We start from the raw sequence: 13,101 nt of genomic DNA, 5'->3' as shown, positions 1-13,101 counted from the left end.
CTCAGTAGGTGAACTGGCAGCGGTTGTCCAGTTCTTCCACTTCCTTGCCGCTCAGACGAGCGTACTGACCCGTCAGCCGCCAGAATGCGGGTTGCGTTTCGGTATAAATCTCAGCGGCGAGGATCAGACGACGACGATCGACCTCGTTAAATTCGAGCAACGTCCAGGGAATGAAGTAGCGCTCAGTGTCGGTCAACTTGATCCACAGCGGACATCCACAGCCGGAACAAAAATACCGTTCCCCGCGTGGCGACGATGCAAAATGCGCCGGGTCGGATGCATCGGCATCCATCATCGGCTGCCCACAGGCTTCCAGATACATCGCGATCCCACCGGACCATTTCTGGCAAATCGTACAGTGACAGGCGTAGACATCGAGGGACTCGAGGTCGACGGTGAAATGGCTCTGCCCGCAGAGACAACGTCCTGTATAGGTTTGCACGGCATTCTCCTTATGACCGATTCGATTTAGGGGGAAAAAAAACCAGCCCATCGTGGGCTGGCTTTTGTACAGCTCAATTCTAAAAAATTAGAACTGATAGGTCAGGCCAACGGCAACGATGTCGTCAGTGCCTACACCAGCAGCACGAGTAAAGTTGCTTTCGTCGATCAGGTTGATTTTGTAATCAACATAGGTAGACATGTTTTTGTTGAAGTAGTAGGTTGCGCCAACATCAACGTATTCAACCAGATCCTGGTCGCCCCATGCACCCAGGTCTTTACCTTTGGATTTCAGGTAAGCCAGGGACGGACGCAGACCGAAGTCGAACTGATACTGAGCAACAACTTCAAAGTTCTGAGTTTTGTTCGCGATGTGATCATCACCGAACGGCGTCATGTTACGAGTTTCAGAGTAGGTAGTTGCCAGGTAGATGTTGTTTGCATCATATTTCAGGCCTGCAGCCCACACTTCAGCGTTGTCGCCGGAAGCATTCAGGCTGTTGTTACCGTAGGCAACCTGGTCATCAGTACGGTCAGATTTCGCATAAGCGGCGCTTGCTGCAAAACCTTCGTACTCATAGCTGGTGGACAGACCGAAGCCGTCACCGTTCGCTTTAACTTCGTCGCCACGATCGTTTTTACCCTGATACTGCAGGGCAAAGTTCCAGCCTTCAACCAGACCGAAGAAGTCGGTGTTACGGTAGGTTGCAACGCCAGTGGTACGGGCAGTCATGAAGTTGTCAGTCTGGGTCCAGGTGTCACCACCGAACTCAGGCAGAACGTCGGTCCATGCGCCAACGTCGTAAGCAACGCCATAGTTACGGCCATAATCGAAAGAACCGAACTCAGCAAATTTCAGACCAGCAAACGCCAGACGAGTTTTGTTGCCTTTGTTGCCATTCGCTTCGTCGTTGTTGCCTTTGAATTCATATTCCCACTGGCCGAAACCGGTCAGCTGATCGTTAATCTGCGTTTCACCTTTGAAACCCAGACGTGCATAAGTTTTGTCGCCATCATCGCCGTCATTGTCGGAGAAGTAGTGCAGAGCGGTCACTTTACCGTACAGATCCAGTTTGTTGCCGTCTTTGTTATACACTTCTGCCGCATTCACGACGCCTGCTGCCAACAGGCTAGTCACTGCCACTGCAACTAATTTAAGTTTCATTGTTAACAATCCTTATAATTTTCTTGGTGTGATTCCTGAACCATTGTCGATCGAATCATTTAATCAATGGCAAGCTATTTTTAAATTACGCAGCAGTATCAATTCAATAATAAGTTTCATGTAATTGCAGATTATTTCTATTTGTGTGATCCAGATCGCCTTAAGTCAAATCTGAGTCGCAGATATTCTTAGAAATTACCTTTCATGCAATATTTTCACAGGGGACTATATACGCGGAATTGGTTATTAATTGAGGTAGTTAACAATGTGTACTATATACGGATTAATAATTGTCACACAATGTAACTCACTGTCTTATTAGCGTCTTGTTAGCATAAATTTAACATAAAGTTAAAGAGTTAACGCTCTTACCAAAGATGAAATAAATAAATCCGATTCCATTGATTAATACAGTTATGGTTGAGTGGGTAGAAAAATAAAATAAGAATTTTCTAACAAAAAATGAATATCCTAAAAATAAACGAGTGACGATTTGTCGCGCGAAGGTGAAGTCCGGGCCAGAAAGCGTACCAACCCGGTAGAGTGTTATGCGCGGCGTGTGGCCCACCAGCAGAGCAGAGAACCGATGCAGACCATAATGGCTCCCTGCCAGAAAGAGAACGATAGCGGGGCGCTCAGCAGCACGGCTGCCAGCGCAGATGACAGCACCGGTGTGAAATACGAACCAACCGCCATGATGGTGACATTCCCGTGCAAAATTCCCACGTTCCAGGCCGCATAGGCAAAGCCCAACGTCAGGGCGGCAGAGACCAGTTTTATCACCACCGGTGTACTGAACACCATTTCAGGTTGCGGCGTCAGAAAATAGTGGACCCACAAACTGAGTGCGGTCAGTAAAACAAAAACCGTGATGCCATTAAATCCACGCGCATATTTATTGGTTACGGTACAGTAGGTCGCCCAGATAAATGCCCCAAGAAAGGCGAGAAAATAGCTCAATGGACTGCTGGTGATATTGCTGATAATTTCCCCTGGATTCAGACCATTTTCGCCCCCCAGCACCCAACAAATACCGGTTATCGCGAGCAGTAATCCAGGAACGATTATCCAGCTGGTTTTTTGACCATTAAACAAAATCGCGAATAAAATAGTCAGACTTGGCCATAAATAATTAACCATACCGACCTCAATCGCCTGATGACGTGTGGCGGCATAGCCCAACGATAACGCCAGACATATTTCATAACTGACAAACAGCACACTACCGGCGATTAAATAACCAACAGGAAAACGACGGATAGTGGGAAATCCCACGGTAAATATCAGTAACAGTCCACTTAATGAATAAATTGCCGCCGCACCACCGACTGGCCCAAGTCCTTCACTGACGCCGCGAATCAGACCTACCATGGTGCTCCACAGCACAATGGCTATAAGTCCAATCAGCGTTGCTTTTTGTTTCGTCATTCCGTTTGCCGTTTCCCATGCCTTATCTAAAAAGAAGTCGAAATATATAGCACTTTTTTAGCGAAATTATCCAGGTGAATCCGAAGAGGGGTTACCACCTTAGTGGTATACAAAACCGACAATTGGGGCTATTTAGTAGCGGAACCGTTTCGTTATTGATTTGACTCAAAAAAAATATGGGTATTGCTGTTAGTTTCCTCGGCGACATGACAACTCTGGAAAAAGAGGGAAAGCAATGAACGTCAGCCGCAGAAAGTTTTTTAAAATCTGCGCGGGCGGTATGGCTGGAACAACGGTTGCTGCGCTGGGATTTACGCCCAAAATGGCACTGGCTCAATCGCGAAATTATAAACTGTTGCGCGCGAAAGAGATCCGAAACACCTGCACATACTGTTCCGTAGGTTGCGGGCTATTAATGTATAGCCTGGGAGATGGAGCAAAAAACGCCAAAGAAGCGCTTTATCATATTGAAGGTGATCCGGATCATCCGGTCAGCCGTGGCGCATTGTGTCCGAAGGGCGCCGGTCTGCTGGATTACATTCATAGCGAAAACCGTCTGCGCTACCCGGAATACCGTGCACCCGGCTCCGACAAATGGCAACGCATTAGCTGGGATGAAGCACTGACCCGCATTGCAAAACTGATGAAAGCCGACCGCGACGCCAACTTTATCGAGAAAAATGAACAGGGCGTAACGGTAAACCGCTGGCTTTCCACGGGGATGCTCTGCGCCTCCGCCGCCAGTAATGAAACCGGCATGCTGACGCAAAAATTTGTGCGCTCACTCGGCATGCTGGCAGTAGACAACCAGGCGCGCGTCTGACACGGACCAACGGTAGCAAGTCTTGCTCCAACATTTGGTCGCGGTGCGATGACCAACCACTGGGTTGATATCAAAAACGCCAACGTCGTGATGGTGATGGGCGGTAACGCCGCTGAAGCCCATCCAGTGGGTTTCCGCTGGGCGATGGAAGCGAAGAACAACAATGACGCCACGCTGATTGTTGTCGATCCCCGTTTTACCCGTACCGCCTCGGTTGCGGATATTTATGCGCCGATTCGCTCCGGCACGGACATTACGTTCCTGTCCGGTGTGCTGCGGTATCTGATTGAAAATAACAAAATTAACGCCGAATATGTCAGGCATTACACCAACGCCAGCCTGCTGGTACGGGATGATTTTACCTTTGATGACGGTTTATTCAGCGGTTATGACGCGAAAAAACGGCAGTACGATAAGTCGTCCTGGAACTACCAGTTCGATGAAAACGGCTATGCCAAACGCGATGACACTCTGTCGCATCCGCGCTGTGTATGGAATTTGCTGAAACAGCACGTTTCCCGCTATACGCCGGACGTCGTCGAGAACATTTGCGGGACGCCGAAGGCTGACTTCCTGAAAGTGTGTGACGTGCTGGCCTCCACCAGTGCGGCGGATCGTACAACCACGTTCCTGTATGCGCTGGGCTGGACCCAACATACGGTCGGGGCGCAGAACATCCGCACGATGGCGATGATCCAGCTGTTGCTCGGCAACATGGGGATGGCCGGCGGCGGCGTGAACGCCCTGCGTGGTCACTCGAATATTCAGGGGCTGACTGACCTCGGACTGCTTTCCACCAGTCTGCCTGGTTATCTGACGCTGCCGTCGGAAAAGCAGAGCGACTGGCAGACCTGGCTGAACGCCAACACGCCGAAAGCCACGCTGGCGGATCAGGTGAACTACTGGAGCAACTATCCGAAGTTTGCCGTCAGCCTGATGAAAGCGTTCTACGGCGATGATGCGCAGAAAGAGAATGACTGGGGCTTTAACTGGTTGCCGAAATGGGATCAGGCCTACGACGTCATAAAATACTTCAACATGATGGATAGCGGGAAAGTCACCGGCTACATCTGTCAGGGCTTCAACCCGGTTGCGTCCTTCCCGGACAAAAACAAAGTGGTTCGCAGCCTGAGCAAGCTGAAGTACATGGTGGTGATCGATCCGCTGGTGACTGAAACCTCAACCTTCTGGCAGAACCACGGCGAGTCGAACGATGTCGATCCGGCGTCCATTCAGACGGAAGTGTTCCGCCTGCCATCCACCTGTTTTGCTGAAGAAGATGGCTCCATTGCCAACTCCGGGCGTTGGCTACAGTGGCACTGGAAAGGTCAGGATGCACCGGGTGAAGCGCGTAACGACGGTGAAATTCTGGCCGGGCTTTTCCATCGTCTGCGCGAAATGTATCGCACAGAAGGTGGTAAAGGTGTGGAACCGCTGCTGAAAATGCGCTGGGACTACAAACAGCCGGATCACCCAGAGTCAGAAGAAGTGGCGAAAGAGAACAACGGCTACGCGTTAGCCGATCTCTATGACGCCAACGGCGTGCTGATTGCGAAGAAAGGGCAACTGCTCACCAGCTTCGCGCAACTGCGTGATGATGGTACGACCTCGTCTTCCTGCTGGATCTACACCGGTAGCTGGACGGAGAAGGGCAACCAGATGGCCAACCGCGATAATGCCGACCCATCAGGGCTGGGCAACACGTTGGGTTGGGCATGGGCATGGCCGCTGAACCGTCGCGTGCTCTATAACCGTGCCTCAGCGGATATCAACGGTAAGCCGTGGGATGCGAAACGCATGCTGATCCAGTGGGACGGTGCGAAATGGACGGGTAACGATATCCCGGACTTCAACACCGCGCCTCCGGGCAGCGCAACCGGCCCGTTTATCATGCAGCCCGAAGGATTGGGGCGCTTGTTTGCCCTTGATAAACTGGCGGAAGGCCCGTTCCCTGAACACTACGAACCAATGGAAACGCCGCTGGGTACTAACCCGCTGCATCCGAACGTGGTGTCCAGCCCGGTCGTGCGCATCTATGAAGATGACGTCTTGCGCTTAGGGAAGAAGGACGCGTTCCCGTATGTCGGAACGACCTATCGTCTGACCGAACACTTCCACACCTGGACCAAGCACGCGCTGTTGAACGCTATCGCGCAGCCGGAACAGTTTGTGGAGATCAGCGAAACGCTGGCCGCCGCCAAAGGCATTGGCAACGGTGACTACGTGAAGGTAAGCAGCAAGCGCGGATTCATTCGTGCGGTTGCGGTGGTGACACGTCGTCTGCGTACGCTGCACGTCAACGGTCAGGAGGTTGAAACCGTCGGGATCCCGCTGCACTGGGGCTTTGAAGGGGTGGCGCGTAAAGGCTATATCGCCAACACCCTGACGCCAAACGTCGGTGACTCAAACTCGCAAACGCCGGAGTACAAAGCGTTTTTAGTTAACATCGAGAAGGCGTAAGGGGGGCGAGCATATGTCTTTGGAAACGCAGGACATCATCAAACGGTCCGCAACAAACACGATTACGCCGCCACCGCAGGCGCGTGATTACAAAGCCGAGGTCGCCAAGCTCATTGACGTCTCCTCCTGTGTGGGCTGCAAAGCCTGCCAGGTGGCTTGCTCTGAGTGGAACGATATCCGTGACGAGGTAGGACATTGTGTCGGGGTGTACGACAACCCCGCCGATCTCAGCGCCAAGTCCTGGACGGTGATGCGTTTTAGCGAAACCGAACAGAACGGCAAACTGGAATGGCTGATTCGTAAAGACGGCTGCATGCACTGTGAAGATCCGGGCTGCCTGAAGGCCTGCCCATCTGCGGGTGCAATCATCCAGTATGCCAACGGGATTGTCGATTTTCAGTCCGAGCACTGCATTGGCTGCGGCTACTGCATCGCCGGGTGTCCGTTTAATATTCCGCGCCTTAATAAAGAGGACAACCGCGTCTATAAATGTACACTCTGCGTCGATCGCGTCAGCGTGGGTCAGGAACCGGCCTGTGTCAAAACCTGTCCGACCGGGGCGATTCATTTCGGCACCAAACAAGAGATGCTGGAAATGGGCGAGCAGCGCGTCGCGAAGCTAAAAGCGCGCGGCTACGAACATGCTGGTGTCTATAATCCGCAGGGCGTTGGCGGTACGCATGTGATGTATGTCCTGCATCACGCGGATCAGCCGGAGCTCTACCACGGTTTACCGAACGAGCCGAAAGTCGACACCTCTATCAATCTGTGGAAAGGGGCGCTGAAGCCACTGGCGGCCGCCGGATTTATCGCCACCTTTGCCGGGCTGATCTATCACTACATCGGTATAGGTCCGAACAAAGAAGTGGACGATGACGAGGAGGACCATCATGAGTAAATCGAAAATGATTGTGCGCACGAAGTTCATCGATCGCGCCTGTCACTGGACGGTGGTGATTTGCTTCTTCCTGGTCGCGCTGTCGGGGATTTCATTTTTCTTCCCGACGCTGCAATGGCTGACGCAAACCTTCGGTACGCCGCAGATGGGACGCATTTTGCACCCGTTCTTTGGCGTGGCGATCTTTATCGCGCTGATGTTCATGTTTGTCCGCTTCGTTCACCACAACATCCCGGACAAGAAAGACATACCGTGGCTGAAAAACATTGTCGAAGTGCTGAAAGGCAACGAACACAAAGTGGCGGATGTCGGCAAATATAATGCCGGGCAGAAGATGATGTTCTGGTCGATCATGAGCATGATTTTTGTGCTGCTGGTGACCGGCGTGATTATCTGGCGTCCGTATTTCGCGCAGTATTTCCCGATGCAGGTGGTGCGTTACAGCCTGCTGATCCACGCAGCGGCAGGGATCATTTTGATCCACGCCATCCTCATTCATATGTACATGGCATTCTGGGTGAAAGGATCGATTAAAGGGATGGTTGAAGGGAAGGTGAGTCGCCGCTGGGCGAAGAAGCACCACCCGCGCTGGTACCGTGATATCGAGAAAGCAGAAGCGAAAAAAGAGAGTGAAGAAGGGCTAAACTAATTCCTTTTTCAGCAGATGAAGGCGCTACGCAGGTAGCGCCTTTTTTTTGCCATAAAAACGTCATGATCCTGTCATTAGCTAAACGTAACGTGTTGTCTTCACTAATAACCGAAGAGTTAACCAACAATGCATCTGGTCAAAAAATTGCTCGCTGTGAGCGTACTTCTTTCCGCGTCAGTTCAGGCGCAGAACATCCTCGAATTCCCACAGCCGGAGAACAATCCGGAAGAATTTTACGCCGTGACGGAAATCCCGGCAGGCGGGATCATTAAATATGAAACCGACGCCAATACCGGCTTTATCGTTGCAGACCGCTTTCAGTCGATGCCGGTGGCCTATCCGGCAAACTACGGTTCGCTGACCCAGTCGCTGGCAGGTGATGGCGATCCACTGGATGTGATTTTCTATACCCGCGCGCCGATGGCTCCGGGTACGCTGATCAAACTGCGTGCGATTGGCGTACTGAAAATGATTGATGGCGGCGAGAAGGATGACAAAATTGTGGCGGTTCCCGCCAGCAAAATTGATCCTACGTATGACAATATCATGGAACTGGCCGACCTGCCGAAAATCGAAGTTCAGCGCCTGGAATCGTTCTTCCGCGTCTACAAAGAATTACCGGAAGGACGCAAGAAAGTGGAGCTGAACGGCTTTAACGACGCGGCGACCGCAAAGCAGGAAATCAAACAGGCATGGGACGCCTGGAAAGCGAAAAAACCACAGCAATAAGCGATTTTGCCGGACGGGGTTTACCCGTCCGGCTGTCAACGCGATTACTGCACCGCCAGACGGCGCAGGCGGGACACGTCCACGCTTTTTTGCGCTTGTGCCAGACTCCAGGTATTTTGCAGATTTAGCCACATTTCCGGGGAGCTGCCGATCACCACCGAGAGTTTGATCGCCATTTCCGGGGTGAGTGCCGCTTTGCCCGTGAGTAAACGGCTGGCGGTTGAGGGCGCAATCTCCATTGCTCTGGCAAATTCACGCAAACTGACGTTCAGTTCGTCCAGCGCTTCCTGAATGATATCCCCTGGGCGGGGATGATTCGCCATTTTCATTAATGATAATCCTCGTCATCCAGAATATACGCATCGCCATTGACGAATTCGAACGTCATACGCCAGTTGCCTGAAACCGATATTGACCAGACGCCATCACGATCGCCGCTCAGAGGATGCAGCCGATAACCGGGCATGTTGATATCGTTCACGCAGCCTGCGGCGTCAATCACGGCGAGGCGGTGTCGCAAACGTTTGACGTGCTTTGCCAGCACGCCTGACGTTTTACCGTGAAGAAACAGGTCGCGTAATCCCTTGTGCCTGAAATTTATGATCATCCTTTTCACCTCGTTCCTTCATGAGGAACATTAGCATTGTGTTCCGTTCGGCGCAACAATTTTCGCCATCGCGTGTGCGATTGTGTGGCGAAATGAACAAAGAGAAAAGGAGAGGGGATGAATACTGGAAAGCGCCACGCAAATTGCCCGGCAAACCTCACGTTGCCGGGCATTGAGGGTTAAAGACGCGCGGTGATGTCGTCTATCTCTTTACGCCACTGAGCCTGCAACTGCGGTTTCTGGTGTCTCGGTTTTCGCGCCAGATCCTCAGCCAGACGCTGTTCGAGTACGAGCAGTTTTTCCAGCAGTTGCTCCTCATCAACCAGCTCCGCGACCAGTGAAGCATTATCCTCCAACACCGCTGGTAAGTGTTCTGTTGCGGACTGTCGGATACGGGCATTGATGGCGTCGACATCGTGCCATTCGCTGAGCTCGCCGTCGTCAACAAACCAAAACCGATTACAGCTCTGGCTGATGAGTTGCCGATCGTGACTGACCAGCAGCACGCCGCCTTCAAAGGTTTGCAGGGTCTGTGCCAGCGCCTCTTTACCTTCCATATCCAGATGGTTGGTCGGTTCATCCAGCATCAGCAGGCTATAGCGCGCCAGCGACAGACCGACAAACAGCAGACGAGAGCGCTCGCCACCGCTTAACGTACTGACCGATTGCGCGTGGCGTATCCACGGGAATCCCGCGCTAATTAGCGCCATTTTACGGATATCCGGCTGCGGGGCGAACGGTTCCAGGGCGTCAAACAGCGACGCGTCATCCGGTAATTGATGCAGCGTTTGATCGTAGTAGCCCAGCGTCACGCGAGGGTGGAGGCGCAGCGAATCTGATTCCTGTTCGGTCTGATAATGTTGCCAGATCAGTTTTAACAGCGACGATTTACCGCAACCGTTGCGCCCGACAATCGCCACCCGATCGCCGCTCTTCAAACGGATGCCCGCAATGGTAAACAGCGTCGGCGCCTCCGGGGCAGGCGTGACCGACAACTGAGACAGTTCCAGCAGACGGTCTGCCCGCAGCGCGTCTCCGCGCAATGTTAGTGACCACTGACTTCCTGCCGTCAGATCCGTTTGCACCTCCTTCAGACGTAATACCTGCTTTTCCATTTGCTTCGCTTTGCGCGACAGATCTTCGTTATCATACACCCGGCCCCAGGTGGCCAGTCGTTTCGCACTGGCGGTGATGCGATCGATCTCTTTTTGTTCCGCCTTATGGCGCAACACGTCGCTGGCGTCGCGTTCAAGCAGTGCCTGGCGTGCCGCGCTACAGGGCAATGCAAAGGCGTGTAGGGTACGATCGCGCAAGATCCACGTGCCGTTTGTGATCGCGTCGAGCAGTTGCGGATCGTGAGACACGACCACAAAACTGCCGGACCAGTTCTGTAGAAACTGCTCCAGCCACAGTAACGTCGGTAAATCCAGGTGGTTTCCCGGTTCGTCAAGCAGCAGCAGATCAGGCTGGCGCATCAGCGCGCGGGCCAGCAGTAAACGTGTATGCTGACCGCCACTCAAGGTTTGTGCCGTTAATTGCCGATCCTGGACACTGAAGCCCATTTGCGCGAGTAACGCCTCGACCTGCCAGAGCTGGCTGGCCCGTTCATGTTCAGGAAGTTGTGCCAGAACGGCTTCCTGTAACGTCAGCGGCAGGATCTCGTCGGGCAGGTGCTGTTCGACACGCGCAAGATGACAGTGGTTCGCCAGCGCCAGGGTGCCGCCAGTCGGGACAATCGAACCGTCGAGAACTTTCAGCAGCGTGCTTTTGCCGCAGCCGTTGTAGCCGATAAGCCCAATGCGATCGCCTTTTTTCAGGGTAAACGTCAGATCGTCGAAAAGCGTGCCGAACGCGGTATCAACGTACAGGGATTGTGCGGTTAGTAATGTGCTCATTGTTGCTTACTCAAGAGTTACAGGCGTCAAAACGCCTCGTCAAACATCGCTGACGATAACCCGGTAAGCCCGAGAGAAGGGGAATTCAGAAGTTAGCTTCGCTCAAGCAGAAGTTATCGCAGCACGATACCGATAACGCTTGAGCACTGGCGATCGCCAAAAGCATGTGAAGCGATGAAGCGTTCACAGTACAACATAAGTATCCTCCTTTTATTTATCCGAATGTTAATCGATGGCGAAAGTGTAATCGCAAGTGATGAGACAGCGCAAGCCTGAAGGCCCGGCAGCGCGTGCTACCGGGCAGTTCGTCAGATAGACGTACGACGATAGTCGCGATATTCCGCCTGCCAGAAGTTCTCTTCGATAGCCTGCAACAGCGCTTCAGCGGAGGTTTTCACCGCCACACCCTGTTGCTGCGCCATCTTCCCGACGGCAAACGCAATGGCGCGCGAGACGGTCTGAATGTCTTTCAGTTCAGGCAACACCAGACCTTCACCGTTAAGCACCAGCGGCGAGTACTGGGCCAGCGTTTCACTGGCGGACATCAGCATCTCATCGGTAATGCGGGAGGCGCCGGAAGCAATCACACCCAGCCCAATCCCCGGGAAAATATAGGCATTGTTACACTGGGCGATGGGATAGACTTTGTCTTTCCAGACCACCGGCATAAACGGGCTACCGGTAGCGACCAGCGCGTTGCCTTCGGTCCAGGCGATGATGTCCTGCGGCGTCGCTTCCACACGCGAGGTGGGGTTAGACAGCGGCATCACGATCGGACGCGGGCAATGCTTGTGCATTTCGCGGATGATTTCTTCGGTGAACAGACCGGTTTGCCCGGAAACCCCAATCAGAATATCAGGCTTAACGTTACGGACCACATCAAGCAGCGACAGCACTTCGTTGTCGCTGTCCCACGCCTGCAGATTTTCACGCTTCTGCACCAGTTTGGTCTGGAAGGAGAGCAGATTCGGCATCTGGTCAGTCAGCAGGCCAAAGCGATCCACCATGAAGACTCTCTCACGCGCGGCTTCTTCACTTAATCCTTCCCGCTGGATTTGAGCAATGATCTGTTCGGCGATACCGCAACCAGCGGAACCCGCGCCAAGGAAAACAATTTTCTGTTCGCTAAGCTGGCTGCCTGCCGCCCGGCTGGCGGCGATCAGCGTACCGACGGTCACCGCGGCGGTGCCCTGAATGTCGTCGTTGAACGAACAGATTTCGTCGCGATAGCGGTTAAGCAGCGGCATGGCGTTTTTCTGCGCGAAGTCTTCAAACTGCAGCAGAACGTCCGGCCAGCGATGCTTAACGGCCTGAATGAATTCATCGACAAACGCATAGTATTCGTCGTCGGTGATGCGCGGATTGCGCCAGCCCATGTATAACGGATCGTTGAGCAGTTGCGGGTTGTTGGTTCCCACATCCAGCACGACGGGCAGGGTGTAGGCCGGGCTGATGCCGCCACAGGCGGTATACAGCGAAAGCTTACCGATGGGAATACCCATCCCGCCGATCCCCTGATCGCCAAGACCAAGAATTCGCTCACCGTCGGTGACCACAATCACTTTGATGTTGTGGTTGGGGACGTTTTGCAGGATGTCATCCATGTTGTGGCGGTTCTGGTAGGAGATGAACACGCCGCGCGCGCGACGATAAATCTCGGAGAAACGTTCACAGGCCGCACCTACCGTTGGGGTATAGATCACTGGCATCATCTCATCGAGATGGTTGTTAACCAGTCGGTAGAACAGGGTTTCGTTGGTATCCTGGATATTGCGCAGGTAGATATGCTTGTCGATTTCCGTTTTGAATCCCTGATACTGGATCCAGGCACGTTCTGCCTGTTCTTCAATCGACTCAACCACTTCCGGCAGTAACCCCAGCAGGTTGAAGTTACGGCGCTCTTCCATGCTGAATGCACTGCCTTTATTCAGTAAGGGGAATTCCAGCAATACAGGGCCAGCGTAAGGAATATAAAGGGAACGCAGTTTTTTACTTTTGGTTTCCAT

11 protein-coding genes are annotated in these 13,101 nt (G+C 52.9%); 4 read left to right on the top strand and 7 right to left on the bottom strand.

Features of this window, described 5'->3' with window-relative positions; genetic code table 11:
- Position 1: 1 nt before the first annotated feature.
- The 3 genes from ACQ0PY_RS11840 to yddG form a co-directional block, all read right to left on the bottom strand.
- Positions 2–442 carry a GFA family protein gene (locus tag ACQ0PY_RS11840; RefSeq protein ID WP_043000687.1) on the bottom strand — a complete coding sequence of 147 codons (441 nt, stop codon included), beginning with the start codon at positions 440–442 and terminating at the stop codon, positions 2–4.
- A gap of 87 nt (positions 443–529) precedes the next feature.
- Positions 530–1,606 (bottom strand): porin OmpC, encoded by a 1,077-nt coding sequence (gene ompC, locus ACQ0PY_RS11835; protein ID WP_044257932.1) that lies wholly within the window; start codon positions 1,604–1,606, stop codon positions 530–532.
- A gap of 546 nt (positions 1,607–2,152) precedes the next feature.
- A complete protein-coding gene (gene yddG / locus ACQ0PY_RS11830) occupies positions 2,153–3,034 on the bottom strand; it encodes an aromatic amino acid efflux DMT transporter YddG (protein ID WP_044257934.1) in 882 nt (293 codons plus the stop codon).
- Between the two features lie 235 nt (positions 3,035–3,269).
- Between yddG and fdnG the strand changes: the two genes are divergently transcribed.
- The 4 genes from fdnG to ACQ0PY_RS11810 all read left to right on the top strand — a co-directional run bounded on the left by fdnG (position 3,270) and on the right by ACQ0PY_RS11810 (position 8,593).
- Positions 3,270–6,317: a formate dehydrogenase-N subunit alpha gene (gene fdnG / locus ACQ0PY_RS11825; RefSeq protein WP_109740241.1), complete on the top strand. Its 3,048-nt coding sequence runs from the start codon at positions 3,270–3,272 to the stop codon at positions 6,315–6,317.
- Positions 6,318–6,330: 13 nt separating this feature from the next.
- Positions 6,331–7,215, top strand: coding sequence for a formate dehydrogenase subunit beta (gene fdxH / locus ACQ0PY_RS11820; protein ID WP_043000690.1), 885 nt, complete (start codon positions 6,331–6,333; stop codon positions 7,213–7,215).
- Complete coding sequence (gene fdnI, locus ACQ0PY_RS11815) at positions 7,208–7,864, top strand: formate dehydrogenase-N subunit gamma (protein ID WP_043000691.1); 657 nt, start codon at positions 7,208–7,210, stop codon at positions 7,862–7,864. The genes fdxH and fdnI overlap by 8 nt, the downstream gene beginning before the upstream one ends.
- 126 nt (positions 7,865–7,990) lie before the next feature.
- The gene (locus ACQ0PY_RS11810) at positions 7,991–8,593 is read left to right on the top strand and encodes an inorganic diphosphatase (RefSeq protein ID WP_109740240.1); all 603 of its coding nucleotides are present in this window, start codon (positions 7,991–7,993) and stop codon (positions 8,591–8,593) included.
- A 44-nt stretch (positions 8,594–8,637) separates the two neighbouring features.
- Here ACQ0PY_RS11810 and ACQ0PY_RS11805 read toward each other — a convergent pair whose 3' ends face one another.
- The 4 genes from ACQ0PY_RS11805 to maeA all read right to left on the bottom strand — a co-directional run bounded on the left by ACQ0PY_RS11805 (position 8,638) and on the right by maeA (position 13,101).
- Positions 8,638–8,922 (bottom strand): HigA family addiction module antitoxin, encoded by a 285-nt coding sequence (locus ACQ0PY_RS11805; protein WP_043000693.1) that lies wholly within the window; start codon positions 8,920–8,922, stop codon positions 8,638–8,640.
- Entirely contained in the window at positions 8,922–9,200 is a 279-nt protein-coding gene (locus ACQ0PY_RS11800) for a type II toxin-antitoxin system RelE/ParE family toxin (RefSeq protein ID WP_044267611.1), read from the bottom strand. Before ACQ0PY_RS11800 ends, ACQ0PY_RS11805 begins: the two co-directional genes overlap by 1 nt.
- Positions 9,201–9,379: 179 nt before the next feature.
- Positions 9,380–11,095, bottom strand: coding sequence for an ABC-F family ATP-binding cassette domain-containing protein (locus tag ACQ0PY_RS11795; protein WP_109740239.1), 1,716 nt, complete (start codon positions 11,093–11,095; stop codon positions 9,380–9,382).
- A gap of 308 nt (positions 11,096–11,403) precedes the next feature.
- Positions 11,404–13,101, bottom strand: coding sequence for a malate dehydrogenase (maeA, locus tag ACQ0PY_RS11790; RefSeq protein WP_044257943.1), 1,698 nt, complete (start codon positions 13,099–13,101; stop codon positions 11,404–11,406).

Source organism: Citrobacter sp. LST-B2, assembly GCF_057983045.1.
This window is presented reverse-complemented; position numbering and strand designations above follow the sequence as displayed.